The organism is Pectobacterium carotovorum, assembly GCF_033898505.1.
Classification (GTDB): domain Bacteria; phylum Pseudomonadota; class Gammaproteobacteria; order Enterobacterales; family Enterobacteriaceae; genus Pectobacterium; species Pectobacterium carotovorum_J.
In genome coordinates this window covers 2,383,546-2,403,378 of record NZ_JAXAFK010000001.1, presented here as the reverse complement: position 1 = coordinate 2,403,378, position 19,833 = coordinate 2,383,546, and the positions used below count along the sequence as shown (strand labels likewise).

Here is a 19,833-nt window from a genome sequence, read left to right as displayed (position 1 = left end):
TTCATCCTGTGTTCACCCTGTTTTGTTTTTAATAAGTCAGGCTGACGGTCACGTTATCGGTATAAACCCCTGCGGGAGGCAGAGGCGTGCCGCCAAAATAGCGGGCATAAACGGTGTAGGTCTGGGTTGTGGCGGGAAAGGAGACAATACTGAGCGCCAGACTTCCCGTTCCCCACACCTGCGTGCGCGCAGCATCGCGGTAAAGCTGATAGGCCAACAAACGCGTTCCCGCTGTATTTTTCAGATAACGCTGTGCGCTGCTGCCGCCATTGGCGCCGTAGCCCAGTTCAATGATGGCGCTCGTGCCGGGTGTGCAGGTGGCAACAATCGAACCGCCGCCGCTGGTGCTGGCGACATCCACGTTGGTTGCCGTGGCGCTGCGCGTTCCGAAGTCAAGCGTGCCCATATTGGGCTGGCTAGTTGCCGTGCTGGTGCCAAAAACACAGCCTCTTTGTATCGTTGCCGTGACATCGAATGTGCTGCTAACGGTGAGCGCCATCGCCACCGTAGGGATGATGGAGCCGGACAGCAGAAGTGACAAAACCAATGCCAATGGAAAACGCATCGCAATACCAACGGTTATCTGACCAGGATGGCGACGCGGAACACACCCAACTCAGGGGTGAACGGCAGAGTGCAGGCAGTCAACGCGATATCGCATATAAGGCGTGGTGACATAACGGCTCCTTTTCTTACGGATCAATGACCCTAAAAAGGCCGACAGGTAAACATGCCGGCCTGTAAAAAATTACCATTCGATAGTTGCAGTGACGGTGTCGGTATAAGCCCCTGCGGTGGGTGCCAGAACGGTCTGGTCTGACGGCAGGATACGTGCATACACCGGAACCAGCTGCGGGTTGCCCGTTGCCACAATGGCAATGCCGGTGGTACTACTCAGCGGGATTTCAGTGGTGCGGGTTGAGTCGCTATATAAACGGTAAGGGACGTTATAGGTTCCTGTACCTGGTGCCAGCCTGCGTAGCGAGGCGGTGGCGTTTGCACCTGCACCTATCTTTAATGATGCGGGGGTGCCTACAGAGCAACTGACCGTAATTCCGTTGCCCCCGATGCTGGTGACCTGGCTATCAATCGCGGCAGTGAGATCGGAGTGGGAGCCGAAGTCTATTGTTCCCCATGTGGTTCCTGCGCCACCCCCGTTGTTGACCGTGCAGGCGGCGGTAATGGTAAGTGATACTGGAATCTGACCATTAATCGTCACGCTGCTGGCGGTGGGGGATAGGCCGAATGTGGTAAATAGTGTCGCCAGGATAGATAATGTTATACGTTTAGAATTCATAACGATTCCTTTATATGTCTCTCACTTATTTTCATCGAAAGTGTCTTCACGAAAGTACAGTGCTCTCCGTGAAAACTGCTCGTCATGAGTGACTATTACGAAAAAAATCATAACGAGTCGTTTTAATCAGTACGGGTATTTATATGGCATGGTTTCGGCTACTCGGGAAAATGCAGAAGAGATATTCTTTTTCCTGATTGCCCAACCGACTGACACAAAAATGTCGCACTGCTGAAATATATATCGCTACTATTTTCAGTGCTTTCCGTATGGTGAAAATAAATCTATAAAGAAACGTATTGCTAATATTCTCTTCCATGGCGTGAATAATGGCGGGCATATAAAATAACAGAGAAGTTCTTCGGGCTTTATCCTGAATTGCGCATTCGTCCATAAATAGAAGAGCAATCTATTTTTATTATATGACGTTATATTCTGTGTAATGACCTTGTTTATATAAAACGAATAGTAAAAAAAACGCTATTTAAGATAAAGATAGAAGTAGAGTGGTTGTTTAACAATGTCGCAAAATTGATATGTGTTAAAAAAGTGTAAAAAATCGATATTTATGATTTTATCAGGTTTTTGTGCTGATTTTTTGTTCTTTGTCGGATTCTATATCCTATTTTTTGATTTTATTGTAATTGATTATAATGGCCATTATAAACGTATGGTCATCTATTGCGGATGTGAGAGACTCTATCAGATGTCTTTAAATGCTTTATTTATCATGTAATTACTTTGAAGAGTCAAGAGCGGGGCGCACCTTCTGACGTTGTCGATTCATAACAATTATTGACTCTTTGGTGACGGATCGGCTAAAAACGCGTCATTGGAAATGGTTAATTTTACAACAGTATTCGGTCGTATTTTCGGCTGACTCCGGTCGGTTGTCTGTAGGAGGAAGCGGTGAGGATGAAGTTTTCTACCAAAACCTGATCTCAGGCGAGTTTACATAGCGAGAAACTCAGGTAACCTACAGCAAACCTTATATGGCTTACGTTGCAGGCATGCCCGAATTGCAGGAAAGCCAATCCTCATGCCGGCAGGTTATGAGGATATACCATATATTTCATTAACATAGCGGTGTAATATGCAAGTGTTGATAATGCGTCATGGTGATGCGGTACTTGATGCAGCGAGTGATGCCGTTCGGCCATTGAGCGACGGTGGTCGTGATGAGTCTCGCCAGATGGCGTGTTGGCTGAACGAGCAAAATATCGATATTGAGCGCGTTTTGGTAAGCCCTTATTTACGCGCCCAGCAAACGCTCGACGTGGTGAAGAACGTGCTGCCGCTGCCGGAAGAAGCGGATTGCTTAAATGAACTGACGCCCGGCGGGGATGCCCAGCTTGTCGGTTATTATCTGCAAACGCTGGCGAGAGAAGGCGTAGGGGCGGTTTTGGTTGTTTCGCATCTGCCGCTGGTGGGCTATCTGGTCGCCGAATTATGTCGGAATGAAACGGCTCCGATGTTCGCCACGTCCGCTGTTGCCTGTGTGCAGGTGGAAGCGGAATCTGGCAATGGCGTTCTGCACTGGCAAGTCAGCCCGGCACAGCTGACCGCGAAACCCTAATACGACTACCCCCGAAACGCCTGAATTCATAGGGTATGAGGCGTGTAACGAGTTTACACGCCTTGTCATTCGTTGACGAAGGACGAGATTACTCAAGCGAAGGTGCCTCCAGCGCGACCAACACCAGCAGCGCGGCATTCCCCCCAAACTCTTTCGGTGCCTGATGAAAAGCCAGCACGTCAGGGTGCTGCGCCAGCCAGAGCGGCGTTTGCTGTTTCAGTATATGTTTGCCGTGCCCGTGCATCACGCAGGCGCAGTAAACGTGCTCTCGCCGGCAGGCTGCCAGCAGCGCGCCCAGCTCCTGTTTCGCCTGAAGCTGCGTCAGGCCGTGCAGGTCCAGAAACAGCTCCGGCGAATAATCTCCCCGGCGCAGTTTTTTCAATTCATAGTGGCTGGCACCGGGGCGGACGTAGCGCGTCGGGCCCTCTGCGTCCAACTGGGGCTGAAATTCATCCGAAAAATAAAAGCTGGCATCAACCTGCTCCTGCAATACCCGTTTGGCGGGCAATTCGCCTGATTTTCTGCGCAGCGGTTTGTGGGTATAGGTATCCTGACGCAACTTTTTTGTGCCAGTGATTGACGTGCGAAAAAGCTGCAATTCGTCGTCATTCAGCGAATATTTATTACTCATATTTCATTCATCTTGCGTCAACATTCGATCAGTTTACCTTGTCTCCTCGCTGTCGCTAAATAAAAGTCTGTATCGGGGCGCGTTCAGTCGGTTATATCTGCTGATTTGTCGCGGGCTTCATGGCAAACTAAGAGCCAATTTCCCGTTCAGAACTGTCTGCGGAGGACACCCTTGGACAAAATTTTCGTCGATGAGGCCGTCAGTGAACTTCATACCATTCAGGATATGTTGCGCTGGGCTGTCAGCCGGTTTAACGCAGCCAACGTCTATTACGGTCACGGGACGGATAATCCCTGGGATGAAGCCATACAGTTGGTATTGCCCAGCCTGTATTTGCCGCTCGATATTCCTGAAGATATGTACACGTCTCGTTTGATCACCAGCGAGCGGCAGCGCATTGTTGAACGCGTGATTCGCCGCGTCAATGAGCGTATCCCGGTTGCCTATCTGACCAACAAGGCCTGGTTCTGCGGCCTGGAATTCTACGTTGACGAACGCGTGCTGGTGCCGCGTTCTCCGATTGGTGAGCTGATCAATAACTATTTTGATGAGCAGTTGCCAGCAGCGCCAAACCATATTTTGGATCTGTGTACGGGCAGCGGCTGTATTGCGATTGCCTGCGCGCAGGCATTCCCCGAAGCGGAAGTTGACGCCGTGGATATCTCCGCCGATGCGCTGGCGGTAACCGAACAGAATATTCAGCAGCACGGTCTGGAATACCGCGTGACGCCAATCCGGTCCGATCTGTTCCGCGATTTACCGGCGATTCGCTATGATCTGATCGTGACCAATCCACCGTATGTGGATGAAGAAGATATGTCCGATCTGCCGCAGGAGTTCCGTTTCGAGCCTGAACTGGGGCTGGCGGCGGGCAACGACGGTCTGGATCTGGTGCGGCGTATTCTGGCCTGTGCGCCAGACTATCTTAGCGACGACGGCGTGCTGATTTGCGAAGTGGGCAACAGCATGGTGCACCTGATCGATCAATACCCAGAAATCCCGTTCACCTGGCTGGAGTTTGATAACGGCGGTGACGGCGTGTTTATGCTAACGCGATCACAGCTGGTTGATTGCAAAGATCATTTTAGCGCTTACCGTGATTCGGATAGTTGATAAACCTATTTGCGAAGTGAGGGCGGGAGTAACGGAATAGAAGAGTAAAGCGTTTGCGCCATGGATGGCGCAATCCGAGCTTACAGGGATGTACTTGCAGCGTCTTTACGATCTATCCGTTACTACCGCTCAACGACCTCTGTCAGCAGCCGTGATTAAACGGTCATAACGATATTTATTCGCCTTACTGTTTAGACGGTAGGGCAGAAACAGAACACATGCGAAGGAGTTGTGATGGCAGGCAACAGTATTGGGCAATTTTTCCGCGTCACTACATTTGGTGAATCCCACGGTATTGCTCTGGGGTGTATTGTTGATGGCGTACCGCCGGGGATCCCGCTGACGGAAGCGGATCTGCAACACGATTTGGATCGCCGCCGTCCGGGAACATCCCGCTATACGACGCAGCGCCGCGAGCCCGATCAGGTCAAGATCCTGTCCGGCGTTTTTGAAGGCGTGACGACAGGGACCAGCATTGGTCTGCTGATTGAAAACACCGATCAGCGTTCTCAGGACTACAGTGCGATTAAAGATGTTTTTCGCCCCGGTCATGCGGACTACACCTATGAGCAAAAGTATGGCCTGCGTGATTACCGCGGTGGTGGCCGTTCTTCCGCGCGCGAAACCGCGATGCGCGTTGCCGCAGGGGCTATTGCGAAGAAATATCTGCAACAGCAATACGGTGTGAAGGTACGTGGCTATCTGTCGCAGATTGGCGATGTCACCTGCGAACTGAAAGATTGGGAACAGGTTGAGCAAAACCCGTTCTTCTGCCCGGATGTCGACAAGCTGGAAGCCTTGGATGAACTGATGCGTGCGCTCAAAAAAGAGGGCGATTCTATTGGCGCGAAGGTGAGTGTCGTGGCGGAATTCGTACCCGCCGGATTAGGCGAGCCGGTCTTCGATCGTTTGGATGCCGATCTGGCCCATGCGCTGATGAGCATCAACGCCGTGAAGGGCGTCGAAATTGGCGATGGTTTTGCGGTTGTGACCAAACGCGGCAGCGAAAACCGTGATGAAATCACGCCGGATGGTTTCCAAAGCAATCACGCTGGCGGCATTTTGGGCGGGATCAGCAGCGGTCAGCACATCGTTGCGCATCTGGCGTTGAAGCCGACCTCCAGCATTATGGTGCCGGGAAAGACGATCAACCGTCAGGGTGAAGCGACTGAAATGGTCACGCGCGGTCGCCACGATCCCTGTGTCGGTATTCGCGCAGTGCCGATTGCCGAAGCCATGATGGCGATTGTGTTAATGGATCACCTGCTGCGCCAACGCGCACAGTGTGGGGATGTGAACAGTCAGGTTCCTCGCTGGTAAAAAAATAATGAAACAAGGGTTAATCGGGGTTCTCGCGCTGGTGCTGAGTGCGCCGCTGTGGTCGAACGCCGCGTGGGCGAAAACGCCCTGGCAGGAGATAACGCATCCGGTTGCGGGCACGCCGCAGTCAATTGGGAGTTTTTCCAATGGCTGTATCATCGGTGCCCAGCCGCTGCCGTTGCAGTCGCTGGACTATCAGGTGATGCGTGTCGATCAGCGCCGCTATTTCGGTCACCCCGATCTGCTGGCGTTTATTCACCGCCTGAGCAACGAGGTGAAGCGCACGACTTCGGGTAATGTGCTGGTGGGGGATATGGGAATGCCTGTCGGTGGACGTTTCAGCAGCGGCCACGCCAGTCACCAATCCGGGCTGGATGTCGACATCTGGCTGCAACTGCCCAGACAGCGCTGGAGCGAGCAGCAACTGCTGAAGCCACAGCCTATCGATTTGGTGAACGCCAGCGGGCTTAACGTTAATCCGCGCGTCTGGCGACCGGAAATCACGACCCTGATCAAAACCGCCGCGCTGGATAGCGATGTGACGCGCATCTTCGTCAATCCGGCGATTAAAAAACAGCTGTGCGTAGAAGCGGGTCACGATCGTGACTGGCTGCGCAAAGTTCGCCCCTGGTTTGCGCATCGTGCGCACATGCACGTGCGCCTGCGCTGCCCGGCAGACAGTCTGGAATGTCAGGAGCAAAGCGATCCGCCACTCGGTGACGGATGCGGTGCCGAGTTGACCAGCTGGTTCCAGCCAAAGCAGCCGAGTAGTGAAGCACCAGAGAAAACTACACCGCCGCCGTTGCCTCCTTCTTGTCAGGCACTGCTCGACAGACATTTTGCTGCGAGATAACGGATAACTATGTCGCGAGATAAAAAATAATTATGGACTGGTTAGTTCTTGGGCCAGAAACGCTGGCCGTGCTGTTTTTTGTCGGGGCGTTGGCGGGATTTATTGATTCGATTGCGGGCGGCGGCGGTTTATTGACGATCCCGGCCCTGCTGGCGGCGGGGCTATCCCCCGCGCAGGCGCTGGCAACGAATAAACTGCAGGCCGTCGGTGGATCCTTTTCCGCCAGCCTCTATTTCATCCGCCGTCGTGCGGTGAATCTGGGCGAGCAGAAACTGGCGATTGCGCTGACGTTTGCCGGTTCGACCTTTGGTGCCTGGCTGATCCAACAAATTCACGCCGATTTTCTGCGCCAACTGCTGCCGGTGCTGATCATTGGCATCGGCCTCTACTTTTTATTAACGCCCAAAATCGGTGATGAAGATCGGCAGCGTCGCCTGTCGCCCCTTCCGTTTGCGATTCTGGCTGGCGGCTGCGTCGGCTTTTATGACGGTTTCTTTGGCCCCGGCGCGGGGTCGTTTTATGCGTTAGCGTTTGTCACCCTGTATGGCTTCAATCTGGCAAAAGCGACGGCGAATGCCAAAATCCTGAACTTTACCTCTAATTTCGGTGGACTGCTGTTCTTCATCCTCGGCGGTCAGGTGGTCTGGGTGGTCGGTGGTGTCATGCTGATCGGGCAGATCCTCGGCGCGCGGCTGGGGGCTAGAATGGTGATGACGAAAGGGCAAAAGCTGATTCGTCCTATGCTGGTGCTGGTTTCCGCCACCATGAGCGGCAAGCTGATTTATGACAGCCATGGGCACGACATTGCTGTCTGGCTGGGACAGTTTTTATGATAACAATTTTATGATAACAACAGATAACATGACAACGACGCACCATTATCAGCAACTGATTGATATTTTTAATGATTGCTTTGGCGATGAATACAATACCCGTCTGGTAAAAGGCGACGATGAGCCGATTTATTTGCCAGCGGATGATGACATCCCGTATCACCGGATTGTGTTTGCGCACGGTTTTTATGCCAGCGCGCTGCACGAGATTTCTCACTGGTGTATTGCCGGCGCCCAGCGGCGCTTGCAGGTTGATTTCGGCTACTGGTACTGCCCGGATGGCCGCGATGCGGCGACGCAAAGCCAGTTTGAGGGAGTAGAAATCAAACCGCAGGCTTTCGACTGGCTGTTCTGTGTCGCTGCGGGCTTTCCGTTTAACGTCAGCTGCGACAACCTGAACGGCGACTGCGAGCCGGACCGCATTGATTTTCAGCGGCGTGTGCATGCGCAGGTGATGCAGTATCTGGAAGAGGGCATTCCCGCTCGTCCGGCATGCTTTATTCGCGCGTTACAATCGTTTTACAATACGCCCCCGCTGACGGCGGCGAGCTTCCCGTATCCAGCCGATCTGTGATGCGCGGGAAATGCAAAAATTTGAGGATAAGAAATGATCGCAGAATTTGAAACGCGCATTCTGGCGCTGATTGATGACATGGTAGAACATGCCAGCGACGACGAGCTTTTTGCTGGTGGCTACTTGCGTGGTCATCTGACGGTGTCGGTGGCAGAAGCGGAAGAAAACGGGGAACACACGCTTGAAGCCCTGCATGTGCGCGTTAGCGACAGTATTAATAATGCCATCAAAAACGGTGAACTGTCACCGCCGGATCAGGTACTGGTCAACGGAATGTGGGAACGACTGTTCCAGCAGGCGCAGAACAGTACACACTGATTTCATCAGTGCTCATCGTTAAGCAATCAGTGCTGGCTTAGTCAAGCCAGCACATCTTCTTCCTCATTAATCCTGAGTGACGGGTTTGCCTTTCAGCAGTTTCCTTATCCAGAAGCGATTCGGGTTTAGCGCAGCAAGCGTGTCGCGATCCAGCGGCAGCGGTTCTCCATACATTTGTGAAGCCAAAATTTCTGCCGCGAGTGGGGCAGAGCAGAGCCCACGTGAGCCTAACGCACCGATGATAAACAGATCCTGCCAGTAGGGTGCGCTGGGTAACGTGTCGGCGCGGTGTTGGGGATGCAATCGTTCTTTATACTCTGCCAGGGTTTGTTCATAGTCTGGTACGGCCCCTAATAGCGGCAGATGATCGCGCAGCGCACAGCGGACACCCTGACGCGCTTGTGCATCGCTGACATCGATCGTCTTGACCCACTCTGCGTCAGGCAAGCAATTCAGCAGCCGTTGGCGGTTCTCTTGCTGCTCTTCTTCCCGGTAATCACAGCGTGTCTCTCCCCGTACATAGCTTGCTCCGATACAGTGCGTTTGATGGTGCGGGCTGACCGGTGTCAGATAGCCGTCGTAGCACAGAACCTGCTTGAGCTGCCCCAGCACAGGGTTGGTGGGAATATGGCTGACCTGCCCGCGCACGGCGTAGGCCGGCAAATCACGGGTTTGTGGCCAGTCGGTAATGTGATAACCGTTCGCCAGTACCACGACTGCATGATGTACCCGCTGGCCGGTACTCAGCGTGAGCGCCCAGCCGTCGTCCGTTTTCTCCAGTGCGGAAACGGTAGTATTCATCTGTACCGACAGGCCGTTTTGCTCCGCCAGCTTCAGCGCAGAAGCCGTCAGCTCCGCCGGGCACAGCCAGCCGCCGTCGGGGTAGGTGATGCCGTCTACGCCGGGATTTAGGCCGCTTTGCGTTTCCAACTGCTGCGCATCCACGCTAACGACCAGCTCTTCCGGCCACTCTCCTTGCAGAATCTGCTCGATCTTACGCGCACTTTTTTCATCCCAGGCAAGCTGGCTGACACCACACCACTGGTGCTCAAATACCAGACCCTGCTGTGCCAGTGCCGTATAGCTGCGGTGGGCAAAATCAAACGCGAGGGAGAAAAAACGGGATACCGCATCGTGCCGGTTATTCAGCAGAGGGTACAGCGCCCCCTGACGATTGCCGGAAGCTCCCGTAGCAGGCTGTGCCTCCGCGCAGTAGAGCGTGACGTTTGCGCCGCGTCGTTGCAGAGCAAGGGCCATCAGCACGCTGGCGATACCGCCGCCGATAATCGCAATATCGTCAGTCGTACTGGCCGCAGGGCGCGCATACCACGGCGTGGGCGAAGTAACGGGAAGCGTGTCGGGAAGGATGCCGCTCAGCATCTCGCGTTTCTGCCCGAATCCTTTGATTTTTCTGACCTGAAATCCTGCCTGTTGCAGACCGCGACGCACAAAGCCCGCGGCGGTAAAGGTGGCAAACGTGCCTTCTTTACGGCACAAACGAGCCATTGCCTGAAACAGGTTATCTGTCCACATATCCGGGTTCTTGGAAGGTGCGAAGCCGTCCAGAAACCAGGCATCGACCTGATGATTCTGGGTGTCATCCAGCTCAGGCAATAAAGTGTTGACGTCACCAAACCACAAATCGAGCGTGATAGTCCCCTGTGCCAGTATCAGACGGTGGCAGCCCGGCAGCGGGAGCGGCCATTGATCACGCAGTTCATCTGCGAATGTGGCCAGCTCCGGCCACTGGGCGTGGGCGGCAGCCAAATCGTGCTGGCGCAGAGGGAATTTTTCGAAGCTGATGAAATGCAGATGGCGCAATGTCGTCTGCGGCTGCTGTTGACGGAAGTCGGCAAAGGCTTGCCACAGCGTGAGAAAATTCAGGCCAGTGCCAAAGCCGGTTTCTGCTACCACGCAGGCCGCGCGCGGATGCGTGGCAAAACGCTCAGGAAACTGATTGCCCTTTAAAAACACATAACGGGTTTCAGCCAACCCATCCTGATTCGAAAAATAGACGTCATCAAACTGTTGCGATACAGGTGTACCCTGAGCGTTCCAACTTAACGACGCATGTTGGATGGGAAGGTTCGTCACGACAAAAGCTCATTATTCAAGTGATGGCGAGATTTTAACGAGCTGAATATCGTGGCGCAAATTTAGCAATAATTTCGCGATAGTTCGGCTGATCGGACTTGTTCAGCTTACAACTGTACGCTAAAGTGCGAAGCGAAATCCCAAACTCTATAAGTGGAAGAAGAGGTATTAAATGAAACGTGCAGTGATTACTGGCCTGGGGATCGTATCAAGCATCGGTAATAACCAGCAGGAAGTTCTGGCATCATTGCGGGAAGGCCGCTCGGGTATTACTTTCTCTCAAGAGCTGAAAGATTCCGGTATGCGTAGTCACGTCTGGGGGAATGTCAAACTGGACACCACTGGCCTCATCGATCGCAAAATTGTGCGTTTTATGAGTGATGCATCGATTTATGCCTACTTATCCATGGAGCAGGCGATTCAGGATTCCGGGCTGTCCGATGAGGTTTATCAGAATAACCCACGCGTTGGTCTGATTGCCGGTTCCGGCGGTTCTGCGCGCTATCAGGTATTCGGTGCTGACGCGATGCGTAGCCCGCGTGGCCTGAAAGCCGTTGGCCCTTATGTCGTGACCAAGTCCATGGGTTCAGCGGTCTCTGCCTGTCTGGCAACGCCGTTCAAAATCCACGGTGTGAACTACTCCATCAGCTCTGCCTGTGCGACTTCTGCGCACTGTATCGGTAACGCGGTTGAGCAAATCCAGATGGGCAAACAGGACATCGTATTCGCCGGTGGCGGTGAAGAGCTGTGCTGGGAACTGGCCTGTGAGTTTGATGCCATGGGCGCACTGTCGACCAAATACAATGAAACACCAGAAAAAGCTTCCCGCACCTATGATGCCGATCGCGATGGTTTCGTGATTGCAGGCGGCGGCGGTATGGTTGTTGTCGAAGAGTTGGAACACGCGTTGGCGCGTGGCGCGCACATCTACGCGGAAGTCGTCGGCTACGGTGCGACGTCTGACGGTGCGGATATGGTTGCGCCATCAGGCGAAGGCGCGGTGCGTTGCATGAAGATGGCAATGCAGGATATTGACACGCCTATCGATTACATCAACACACATGGTACTTCAACGCCAGTAGGTGATGTGAAAGAACTGTGGGCGATTCGCGAAGTCTTCGGCGATAAGATTCCGCCGATCTCTGCTACCAAAGCGATGACCGGTCACTCTCTGGGGGCCGCTGGTGTTCAGGAAGCGATTTACTCGTTGCTGATGCTGGAACACGGCTTTATTGCACCGAGCATCAACGTGGATACGCTGGATGAACGTGCGGAAGGCATGAACATCATTACTGAACCCACTGAGCGTAAACTGAAAACCGTTATGTCTAACGGCTTCGGGTTCGGTGGAACCAATGCTGCGCTGGTGATGAGAAAGCTCGATAAATAATCGAATTATTCTTCGGCATTATCTCAAATAAATAAAACCCCGCTGGCGCAAGCCGCGGGGTTTTTTGTTGGCGATGGCTTTGTTGATGATAGTTTTGTTGACGATGATATGAGCGATAAGCCTGCCTTTAACGGGCCTGGCGGTTAGATCAGAACCCAGAGCAGAAATGCCGCCACGCAGGTGCTGACAATCACCAGAAACATCGGCTTATGGAACAGGGATTGCCAACTGAGCGGCAGTGACGCAATCAGCGGGTTAAACAGCGGATGCAGCAGCTGTGACGTCGTAGTCCAATCCGTTTCCTGCGCACGCTGAATACGCTGTGTGAACAGGAAGGTTAGCAGATCGCTGACCTGCATCGGCGTCAGCGGAGTTTGTAAGCCGATATTGAAGCGATTCTGCGTGTAATCCATCAGCAAGTGCTGTTCCTGCGCGGTCATGGGCTGCTGTAGCAAAGCTTGCAGCGGGGCGAGGTTCGGGGAAAGCAGTGCGTTCTGTGCCGGTAGAGGCTGTGATGATAGATTCACGGCGGACGACGAATTCGCGTTAGTCGTGTTAGCTGTCAGCGATTCTGGCGCTGCGCCTGCGGTTCCCGCATTTGTGGGGGTTCCCTGTGCTGCCGGTGAGGTGGCGCGCAGCAGCGTTTGTGTCTGTTGCAGCTCAACCTGTGCTTGCAGGAACTGCGTGATCAGCGGCAGATGTTTTAACGGGATGGCGTCGCCCGCGTTAAGATTCTGCATCATCATCAGATTGCTTAAGACTCTTGCAGGCTGTTCCCCGGTCATGGTTGCTAAGCGGGTGACTAACTGATTCAGGCCGCGCTGTTCAGCAGGATTGAGGGGACGATCGGGCGAGTTGGCGGCCTGAGCGGTTTGCGCCGTGCTGGCCGGTGCCGTTGACTGCGGGATTTGCCCATTTTGCAGCAGCGTCACAACCTGCTGTAGCTGCGTTTTATTCAATGCGCTTAGCGTCGTGCTGCCGAACCGTTGCTGGATGAAATCACTGACTGCCTGACGATTATTTCCCTGAGACAGCATATCCGTCAGGCGTTGAAGCAACTGCTGACGCCCGCCGTTATCTTGTGCCTGCGTTAAACGCGTCTGGAGTATTTGCTCGGCAGGCTGGTAGTGGCGGGATTGCAGTTCGCTATTTTCTGCCAGACCTAATCCCTGTTTTACCGTTGTCCAGACTTCCGCGGCCTTTGATGTTGTCAGTGCGGCAACTTTAAGCACCAGATTTTCCAGCGTGGTGCGCTGCGCCAGCGTGAGCGGCCGATCGCCGTTGGCTGAACCCGTGGTATTCGAGGCGGATGAGGCCGAGGATGTGGTGGTCGGCGTAACCGGACGTTCGCCGGGCAGCGGGGCACCTGGGCCACTTACAGGTTGCATATCGGTTATCCTCACTGCCGTCATGATTGAGATGAATCATAGCAATCTCCCGTGACGGCCGATAGTCATGCGTCGCGTAAAACGGCACGAATATCAGGCGGGTCTCATGAGGTGCGACCCAGCGGGGTACGCAGACGCTGGGCGAGGATAACGCCGAGTAGCGTGATGCCGCCGCCAATCAGATGATAATGATGCAAAGGCTCGTGCAAAAAACCAATCGCTATCATTGCCGTAAAGATAGGCGTCAGGTTCATAAAGATGGCGGCTTTACTGGCTCCCAGACGCATAACCCCCTGAATCCATAGAAAAGGTGCGATGATTGAGGCCATGATGCCAGCGAAAATCACCAGCGGCAGGTTTTGGGCAGTAAGCTGCACATTGTCCGTCAGCAGGAAATTTGGAATCAGTATCACCACGCCAAAGGCAATTTGCACATAGAGCGATACCCAGTTGGGCAAGGGGATGCTCCAGCGTTTGGTTAACACGCCATAGAGTGCATAGGACAACGACGCGCAAAACATCATAAATTCGCCGGGGCCGATGCCCTGCGCCAGAATCTGTTCTGGATGCCCTTCACCGATCAGCCAGACAATTCCCGCCAGCGACAGCAGGCTGCCGAGTACGACACCCAGCGTAGGTGCAACGCGCAGCAGAGGAATGCTGAGCAGGACGGTGAGTAGCGGCACGAGCGAACCCATGATTCCCATCATCACGGCGCTGATCGAGTGCGCTGCGTAGTAGGCCAGGCTTTGATATAGCACCATGCCGAGCAACCCCAGCACCAGCAGCTTCCAGGCGTGTTGGCGAATGGCTACCGCATGATGGCGTAGGGTTGGCAGCATGAACGGCGTCATGACGAGGAATGCCAGTAGCCAGCGATAAAATGAGATAGCGGCCGGGTCAATGACGCTCGCGGAGAGCTTGTTAACGATGACATTAATTGACCAGATCAGGACGGCAATGGTGGGAAATAGGGCGTTCAACGTTGGATTTCTCATAACAGACCAGACGGAAAACGCATCGGTTGCCAATCTGGGAGATAAAAATAGGGCAAGTGCCGCAACGGCAAACACCATAGCAGAGCCATGTGACGGCTATCAACCTTGTATGGCGATTGGCTTCCTATGACCCCCCATCTTGTAAGGTCCTCATTGATGCTAACTGATGACGGAACGACATCGCGTTGTAATTGCCTTGGGTTTCTGCATCATTCGGTGGCAAAATATCTCCCCGCTTTTTTTGGCTGGCTACCGATGTCGGAGAAGACAATGAAGATTCTGGTTGATGAGAATATGCCGTATGCCCGCGAGCTATTTAGTCGTTTGGGCGAAGTGCACGCCGTGCCGGGACGTCCTTTACCACGCGATCTGCTGGCAGACGCCGATGCGCTGATGGTGCGTTCGGTCACGAAGGTGAACGCGGATTTGCTGTCTGGTACGGCAGTAAAATTTGTCGGCAGTGCGACGGCAGGCACCGACCATGTTGATGATGTCTGGCTTAACGCCAACGGCATTGCGTTTTCTGCTGCTCCCGGCTGCAATGCCATCGCGGTGGTGGAGTACGTGTTTTCTTCTTTGCTGATGCTGGCCGAGCGTGATGGCTTCCAACTGCGTGATAAAACCGTAGGGATTGTCGGCGTGGGGAACGTTGGTAGACGCCTGGATGCGCGTTTGAAAGCCTGGGGCGTGAAAACGCTGCTGTGCGACCCGCCGCGTGCCGATCGCGGTGATGCAGGCGATTTTCTGCCGCTAGAAACGCTGGTGCGCGATGCCGACATTCTGACGCTGCACACGCCGCTGTATCTCGATGGCCCATACCGTACCCATCATTTAGTTGATGCCAACGTGTTGGACGCGTTTGCGGACGGACGTATTTTGATTAACGCCTGTCGCGGCCCGGTGGTGGACAATGCTGCACTGCTTGAGGCGTTGCAGCGGGGTAAAAAACTCAGCGTCATTCTTGACGTATGGGAGCCTGAGCCCGAATTATCAACCGATCTGCTGGCGCGAGTCGATATTGGTACGGCGCATATCGCCGGTTATACCCTGGAGGGGAAGGCGCGCGGCACTACGCAGGTTTTTGAAGCCTGGAGCGAGTTTATCGGAACCCCTCAGCAGGTGGCGCTTTCGTCGCTTTTGCCTGAGCCAGAGTTTGCCGAAGTGACTCTGACCGTACCGCTGGATGAGGCGTTGCTAAAACGTCTGGTGCATCTGGTGTATGATGTGCGCCGGGACGATGCACTGTTGCGCCACGTTGCGCATCAGGAAGGCGAGTTCGATCGCCTACGCAAACATTATCAGGAACGACGCGAATGGTCGTCACTCCATGTTATCTGCGCCGATGCTGACAGCGCAGATTGCCTGAACGCGCTGGGGTTCACAGCGTCAGTGCGGGATGTACGTTAACGGAGGCCGCTGAAGTTCTCCGCTGGCGGATACGTCGCACAAGCATCACGCTTTATTCATTAACGGACAGTTATTTATTCATGAACTGACAGGCGGCGTCGCTATCGTCTGTTGGTTCCATTCATGATTTGTGTTTCATTCAAAATTTGGGAGAGAACCAAATGTCTGACGGCTGGAATATTGCTCTGCTGGGCGCAACGGGCGCAGTAGGCACGGCGTTACTGGAATTATTGCAGGAACGTGAATTCCCGGTGGGTGAACTGTATCCGCTGGCCAGCGAACGTAGCGCGGGTGAAACCATACGCTTTAACGGCCAGTCCTGTCTGGTCACCGATGTGGCGGATTTTGACTGGTCACAGGCACAGCTGGCGTTTTTTGTCGCTGGTCAGGATGTCAGCGCCCGCTATGCGGAAGAAGCTGGAGACGCAGGTTGTCTGGTGATCGACAGCAGCGGCCTGTTTGCGCTGGAACCGGATGTCCCGCTGGTGGTGCCGGGCGTAAATACGCATACGCTGGCAGATTATCGTAACCGTAACATTGTTGCGGTGGCAGACAGCCTGACCAGTCAACTGCTGACGGCGATTAAACCGCTGACCGATGCAGCAGGGCTTTCACGCCTGCATGTCGTCAATATGCTGTCGGTTTCTGCCTTCGGCAAAGCGGCGGTAGACGATCTGGCTGGGCAAAGTGCCCGTTTGCTGAACGGTATTCCGCCAGAAGAAGGGATTTTTCCGAAACAGCTGGCGTTCAACCTGTTGCCTTTACTGCCGGATGACGCTGGCAGCGTGCGTGAAGAACGGTGTCTGGTGGAGCAGGTGCGTAAGGTCTTGCAGGACGAAGGATTGCCGATTTCAGTGACCTGCATTCAGTCTCCTGTGTTCTATGGTCACGCGCAGGTTGTCCATCTTGAATCACTGCGTCCGCTGTCTGCGGAAGAAGCGCGTGATGAATTACTCAACGCCGGGAATATTCAGGTAAGCGACGAGCAGGATTACCCGACGCAGGTTGGCGATGCTTCCGGTAATGGGCAACTGAGCGTAGGCTGTCTGCGTAACGATTATGGTATTCCTGAGCTGCTGCAATTTTGGTCGGTTGCTGATAATGCTCGCTTTGGCGGTGCGCTGATGGCGGTGGAAACAGCGGAACGTCTGGTGCAGGAGTATCTCGGGTAATGTCGGAAACCACTCAGGTGGAGGCTATTCAGGCCGACGCCGCTGCGGAAAACGAACGCGCCCCGCAGAAAATCGCGCTAGGCATTGAGTATGACGGGAGCCGCTATTATGGCTGGCAGCGTCAGATTGATGTCGCTAGCGTGCAGGCCTGTCTTGAAAAGGCGCTGAGCAAAGTCGCGGATGAACCGATAGAGGTGTTTTGCGCCGGGCGAACCGATGCAGGCGTTCACGGCACCGGGCAGGTTGTGCATTTTACTACGCACGCCGTCAGGAAAGATGCGGCCTGGACGATGGGCGTGAATGCGAATTTACCGCCGGATATCGCCGTGCGCTGGGTGAAAACGGTGGACGAGGATTTCCATGCGCGCTTCAGCGCCACGGCACGTCGCTACCGCTATGTCATCTATAATCACCGCTATCGCCCTGCGGTGCTCTCACATGGCATGACGCACTTTTATCATCCGCTGGATGTGGAGCGGATGGAGCGTGCCGGGCAGTGTCTGTTGGGGGAGAATGATTTCACCTCTTTTCGGGCGGTGCAATGCCAGTCGCGCACGCCGTGGCGCTATGTAAATCATTTAAAGGTTACACGTCACGGTGACTATATCGTGGTAGATATTAAGGCCAATGCGTTCGTTCATCATATGGTGCGCAACATTGTCGGTAGCCTGATGGAAGTCGGTTGTGGCAATCGCCCGGAATCGTGGATTGCAGACCTGCTGGCGGCCAAGGATCGTACGCTGGCGGCAGCGACGGCCAGAGCCGAAGGGTTGTATTTAGTGGCGGTGGATTACCCGGCGCGTTTTGCCTTGCCACAGCCCACGATGGGTCCACTCTTTTTGGCGGACTAGTGCTTATTGGTGTGAGTTGTTCGTTTTTTGTCGTATCGCACGGGGCCTGTTGACCTATGGCCATCTGACCGTGTGCGGTGCGTATTAAGGACGATGCTGTTTGGCGTGCTATACGCAAGGCAACGCGGGAATTCCGGCTGCCTTGCGTATATCGACCGCGTGCAATCGGTATACACTTTGGGGAGAAGAAGTTGTGATGGAATTTATACAGTTTATTATTGATTTTATTCTGCACATTGACGTTCATCTGGCGGAACTGGTGGCGCAATATGGTGTCTGGGTTTATGCCATTTTGTTCCTGATTTTGTTCTGTGAAACTGGGCTGGTGGTGACACCGTTTCTGCCGGGCGATTCGCTGCTGTTTGTCGCAGGGGCGCTGGCGGCGCTGCCGTCAAACGATCTGAATGTACACACGATGGTGTTCCTGATGATTGTTGCCGCGATTACGGGCGATGCAGTGAACTACACGATTGGACGACTGTTCGGCGAGAAGCTGTTTAGCAACCCGAACTCGAAGATTTTCCGCCGCAGCTATCTGGATAAAACGCATGCGTTTTACGCGCGTCACGGCGGTAAGACGATAATTCTGGCGCGCTTTGTCCCGATTGTGAGAACATTTGCGCCGTTTGTTGCCGGTATGGGACACATGAGCTATCGGCATTTTGCTGCCTATAATGTCATTGGTGCGCTGCTGTGGGTACTGTCATTCACCTATGCAGGCTACCTGTTTGGCGATTTACCGGTCGTGCAGGAAAATTTGAAATTACTGATTGTCGCGATTATTTTCCTCTCTATCCTGCCGGGCATTATTGAGATTGTCCGTCATCGTAGAGCGGCCGCGCGCGGCAATGTGAAATAAGTGAAGTATTTTAACATCCGGTTTGACCAGTTTTTTATCCACAGTACCGGAGCGTTATGGTTTAATGGGCAGCATTTATGGTCTGTTCTTGGGAACACCCTGGGTGCCGATGCCTTTGTACCGCGATTGTCGTGCGTCTCAGGCATTTTTTCATTGGCAATGTTGTCAGGGAATAACATGAACAGCGGACTGGCATTTGCCAGGTTCAAGCAGAAAGGTTATCAATGAGCTGGATTGAACGAATTCTTAACAAAAGCAACATCACACCGACCCGTAAAGCGAACATTCCTGAAGGGGTCTGGACAAAATGTGATAGCTGCGGTCAGGTTCTTTATCGTGCCGAGTTGGAGCGTAATCTGGGGGTCTGCCCGAAGTGCGATCACCATATGCGTCTTTCCGCACGTAACCGTCTACAGGCGTTTCTGGATAAAGAAAGCACTGTTGAGCTGGGAAGCGAACTGGAGCCGAAGGATGTCCTGAAATTCCGGGACTCCAAAAAATATAAAGATCGTCTGGTTTCTGCGCAGAAACAGTCCGATGAGAAAGATGCGCTGATCGTCATGAAAGGCACGCTGTACGGCATGCCGGTTGTGGCTGCATCGTTTGAGTTTTCTTTCATGGGCGGCTCAATGGCGTCTGTTGTGGGCGCGCGTTTTGTGCGTGCCGTTGAGCAGGCATTGGAAGACGGCTGCCCGCTGGTCTGCTTCTCTGCCAGTGGCGGTGCGCGTATGCAGGAAGCGCTGATGTCGCTGATGCAAATGGCGAAAACCAGTGCGGCGTTGGCAAAAATGCGTGAGCGCGGCTTGCCTTATATCTCCGTGCTGACTGACCCGACGATGGGCGGTGTTTCCGCGAGTCTGGCGATGCTGGGCGATCTGAACATTGCCGAGCCGAAAGCGCTGATCGGTTTTGCCGGTCCACGCGTTATCGAGCAAACCGTGCGTGAAAAGCTGCCGCCGGGCTTCCAGCGTAGCGAATTCCTGATTGAGAAAGGGGCGATCGATATGATCGTTCGTCGTCCGGAAATGCGCTACAAGCTGGCCACCATTCTTGCCAAACTGACGAATCATCCAGAACCGAGCAACGATGACGTGGAAATCCGCAGCGATGCGCCGTCTGAATCATCACAGGATGACGCATAATTGACATGATGGGCTGG

The 19,833-nt window shown here is 53.9% G+C and carries 19 protein-coding genes; 13 read left to right on the top strand and 6 right to left on the bottom strand.

The window, feature by feature from the left end; genetic code table 11:
- Positions 1-28: 28 nt before the first annotated feature.
- Both R9X49_RS10735 and R9X49_RS10730 read right to left on the bottom strand, forming a co-directional pair.
- Positions 29-565, bottom strand: coding sequence for a spore coat U domain-containing protein (locus R9X49_RS10735; RefSeq protein WP_319848334.1), 537 nt, complete (start codon positions 563-565; stop codon positions 29-31).
- Positions 566-748: 183 nt separating this feature from the next.
- Complete coding sequence (locus R9X49_RS10730; RefSeq protein ID WP_319848333.1) at positions 749-1,297, bottom strand: spore coat U domain-containing protein; 549 nt, start codon at positions 1,295-1,297, stop codon at positions 749-751.
- Between the two features lie 1,093 nt (positions 1,298-2,390).
- Between R9X49_RS10730 and sixA the strand changes: the two genes are divergently transcribed.
- The gene (sixA, locus tag R9X49_RS10725) at positions 2,391-2,873 is read left to right on the top strand and encodes a phosphohistidine phosphatase SixA (protein ID WP_319848332.1); all 483 of its coding nucleotides are present in this window, start codon (positions 2,391-2,393) and stop codon (positions 2,871-2,873) included.
- 88 nt (positions 2,874-2,961) lie between these two features.
- Here sixA and smrB read toward each other — a convergent pair whose 3' ends face one another.
- Positions 2,962-3,504, bottom strand: coding sequence for an endonuclease SmrB (gene smrB, locus R9X49_RS10720; RefSeq protein ID WP_319848331.1), 543 nt, complete (start codon positions 3,502-3,504; stop codon positions 2,962-2,964).
- 171 nt (positions 3,505-3,675) lie between these two features.
- Between smrB and prmB the strand changes: the two genes are divergently transcribed.
- The 6 genes from prmB to R9X49_RS10690 all read left to right on the top strand — a co-directional run bounded on the left by prmB (position 3,676) and on the right by R9X49_RS10690 (position 8,515).
- Entirely contained in the window at positions 3,676-4,617 is a 942-nt protein-coding gene (gene prmB, locus R9X49_RS10715; protein ID WP_319848330.1) for a 50S ribosomal protein L3 N(5)-glutamine methyltransferase, read from the top strand.
- A 234-nt stretch (positions 4,618-4,851) separates the two neighbouring features.
- A complete protein-coding gene (gene aroC / locus R9X49_RS10710; protein WP_319848329.1) occupies positions 4,852-5,937 on the top strand; it encodes a chorismate synthase in 1,086 nt (361 codons plus the stop codon).
- A 7-nt stretch (positions 5,938-5,944) separates the two neighbouring features.
- Positions 5,945-6,790, top strand: a complete 846-nt coding sequence (gene mepA, locus R9X49_RS10705) for a penicillin-insensitive murein endopeptidase (RefSeq protein ID WP_319848328.1) — start codon at positions 5,945-5,947, stop codon at positions 6,788-6,790.
- A gap of 32 nt (positions 6,791-6,822) precedes the next feature.
- Complete coding sequence (locus R9X49_RS10700; RefSeq protein WP_319848327.1) at positions 6,823-7,623, top strand: sulfite exporter TauE/SafE family protein; 801 nt, start codon at positions 6,823-6,825, stop codon at positions 7,621-7,623.
- A gap of 28 nt (positions 7,624-7,651) precedes the next feature.
- A complete protein-coding gene (locus R9X49_RS10695) occupies positions 7,652-8,197 on the top strand; it encodes an elongation factor P hydroxylase (protein ID WP_319848638.1) in 546 nt (181 codons plus the stop codon).
- A 33-nt stretch (positions 8,198-8,230) separates the two neighbouring features.
- Positions 8,231-8,515 (top strand): YfcL family protein, encoded by a 285-nt coding sequence (locus R9X49_RS10690; RefSeq protein WP_010285074.1) that lies wholly within the window; start codon positions 8,231-8,233, stop codon positions 8,513-8,515.
- Between the two features lie 66 nt (positions 8,516-8,581).
- Here the strand turns inward: R9X49_RS10690 and mnmC are convergent, their stop codons facing one another.
- Positions 8,582-10,609 carry a bifunctional tRNA (5-methylaminomethyl-2-thiouridine)(34)-methyltransferase MnmD/FAD-dependent 5-carboxymethylaminomethyl-2-thiouridine(34) oxidoreductase MnmC gene (gene mnmC / locus R9X49_RS10685; protein ID WP_319848326.1) on the bottom strand — a complete coding sequence of 676 codons (2,028 nt, stop codon included), beginning with the start codon at positions 10,607-10,609 and terminating at the stop codon, positions 8,582-8,584.
- Between the two features lie 172 nt (positions 10,610-10,781).
- Here mnmC and fabB point away from each other — a divergent pair, with 172 nt between their 5' ends.
- Complete coding sequence (gene fabB / locus R9X49_RS10680) at positions 10,782-11,999, top strand: beta-ketoacyl-ACP synthase I (protein WP_319848325.1); 1,218 nt, start codon at positions 10,782-10,784, stop codon at positions 11,997-11,999.
- A gap of 143 nt (positions 12,000-12,142) precedes the next feature.
- On the opposite strand, the gene flk is transcribed toward fabB, so the two are convergent.
- Positions 12,143-13,387, bottom strand: coding sequence for a flagella biosynthesis regulator Flk (flk, locus tag R9X49_RS10675; protein WP_319848324.1), 1,245 nt, complete (start codon positions 13,385-13,387; stop codon positions 12,143-12,145).
- Positions 13,388-13,491: 104 nt separating this feature from the next.
- The gene (locus R9X49_RS10670) at positions 13,492-14,370 is read right to left on the bottom strand and encodes a DMT family transporter (protein ID WP_319848323.1); all 879 of its coding nucleotides are present in this window, start codon (positions 14,368-14,370) and stop codon (positions 13,492-13,494) included.
- 285 nt (positions 14,371-14,655) lie between these two features.
- Here R9X49_RS10670 and pdxB point away from each other — a divergent pair, with 285 nt between their 5' ends.
- The 5 genes from pdxB to accD all read left to right on the top strand — a co-directional run bounded on the left by pdxB (position 14,656) and on the right by accD (position 19,816).
- Positions 14,656-15,792 (top strand): 4-phosphoerythronate dehydrogenase PdxB, encoded by a 1,137-nt coding sequence (gene pdxB / locus R9X49_RS10665; RefSeq protein WP_319848322.1) that lies wholly within the window; start codon positions 14,656-14,658, stop codon positions 15,790-15,792.
- A gap of 161 nt (positions 15,793-15,953) precedes the next feature.
- On the top strand, positions 15,954-16,964 hold the full coding sequence (locus tag R9X49_RS10660) for an aspartate-semialdehyde dehydrogenase (RefSeq protein ID WP_319848321.1): 1,011 nt from the start codon (positions 15,954-15,956) through the stop codon (positions 16,962-16,964).
- Positions 16,964-17,815, top strand: coding sequence for a tRNA pseudouridine(38-40) synthase TruA (gene truA, locus R9X49_RS10655; RefSeq protein ID WP_319848320.1), 852 nt, complete (start codon positions 16,964-16,966; stop codon positions 17,813-17,815). The genes R9X49_RS10660 and truA overlap by 1 nt, the downstream gene beginning before the upstream one ends.
- Positions 17,816-18,011: 196 nt before the next feature.
- Entirely contained in the window at positions 18,012-18,674 is a 663-nt protein-coding gene (locus tag R9X49_RS10650) for a DedA family protein (protein WP_319848637.1), read from the top strand.
- Positions 18,675-18,898: 224 nt separating this feature from the next.
- On the top strand, positions 18,899-19,816 hold the full coding sequence (gene accD, locus R9X49_RS10645) for an acetyl-CoA carboxylase, carboxyltransferase subunit beta (protein ID WP_319848319.1): 918 nt from the start codon (positions 18,899-18,901) through the stop codon (positions 19,814-19,816).
- The last annotated feature ends 17 nt before the right edge of the window (positions 19,817-19,833 follow it).

Bases quoted from the DNA above. Each gene is read 5' to 3' on its own strand.
- R9X49_RS10735 (WP_319848334.1), bottom strand. From the start codon at position 565: ATGCGTTTTCCATTGGCATTGGTTTTGTCACTTCTGCTGTCCGGCTCC.
- sixA (WP_319848332.1), top strand. From the start codon at position 2,391: ATGCAAGTGTTGATAATGCGTCATGGTGATGCGGTACTTGATGCAGCG.
- R9X49_RS10700 (WP_319848327.1), top strand. From the start codon at position 6,823: ATGGACTGGTTAGTTCTTGGGCCAGAAACGCTGGCCGTGCTGTTTTTT.
- pdxB (WP_319848322.1), top strand. From the start codon at position 14,656: ATGAAGATTCTGGTTGATGAGAATATGCCGTATGCCCGCGAGCTATTT.
- flk (WP_319848324.1), bottom strand. From the start codon at position 13,387: ATGCAACCTGTAAGTGGCCCAGGTGCCCCGCTGCCCGGCGAACGTCCG.
- aroC (WP_319848329.1), top strand. From the start codon at position 4,852: ATGGCAGGCAACAGTATTGGGCAATTTTTCCGCGTCACTACATTTGGT.
- accD (WP_319848319.1), top strand. From the start codon at position 18,899: ATGAGCTGGATTGAACGAATTCTTAACAAAAGCAACATCACACCGACC.
- fabB (WP_319848325.1), top strand. From the start codon at position 10,782: ATGAAACGTGCAGTGATTACTGGCCTGGGGATCGTATCAAGCATCGGT.
- R9X49_RS10690 (WP_010285074.1), top strand. From the start codon at position 8,231: ATGATCGCAGAATTTGAAACGCGCATTCTGGCGCTGATTGATGACATG.
- R9X49_RS10660 (WP_319848321.1), top strand. From the start codon at position 15,954: ATGTCTGACGGCTGGAATATTGCTCTGCTGGGCGCAACGGGCGCAGTA.
- mepA (WP_319848328.1), top strand. From the start codon at position 5,945: ATGAAACAAGGGTTAATCGGGGTTCTCGCGCTGGTGCTGAGTGCGCCG.
- R9X49_RS10650 (WP_319848637.1), top strand. From the start codon at position 18,012: ATGGAATTTATACAGTTTATTATTGATTTTATTCTGCACATTGACGTT.
- R9X49_RS10695 (WP_319848638.1), top strand. From the start codon at position 7,652: ATGACAACGACGCACCATTATCAGCAACTGATTGATATTTTTAATGAT.
- R9X49_RS10730 (WP_319848333.1), bottom strand. From the start codon at position 1,297: ATGAATTCTAAACGTATAACATTATCTATCCTGGCGACACTATTTACC.
- smrB (WP_319848331.1), bottom strand. From the start codon at position 3,504: ATGAGTAATAAATATTCGCTGAATGACGACGAATTGCAGCTTTTTCGC.
- truA (WP_319848320.1), top strand. From the start codon at position 16,964: ATGTCGGAAACCACTCAGGTGGAGGCTATTCAGGCCGACGCCGCTGCG.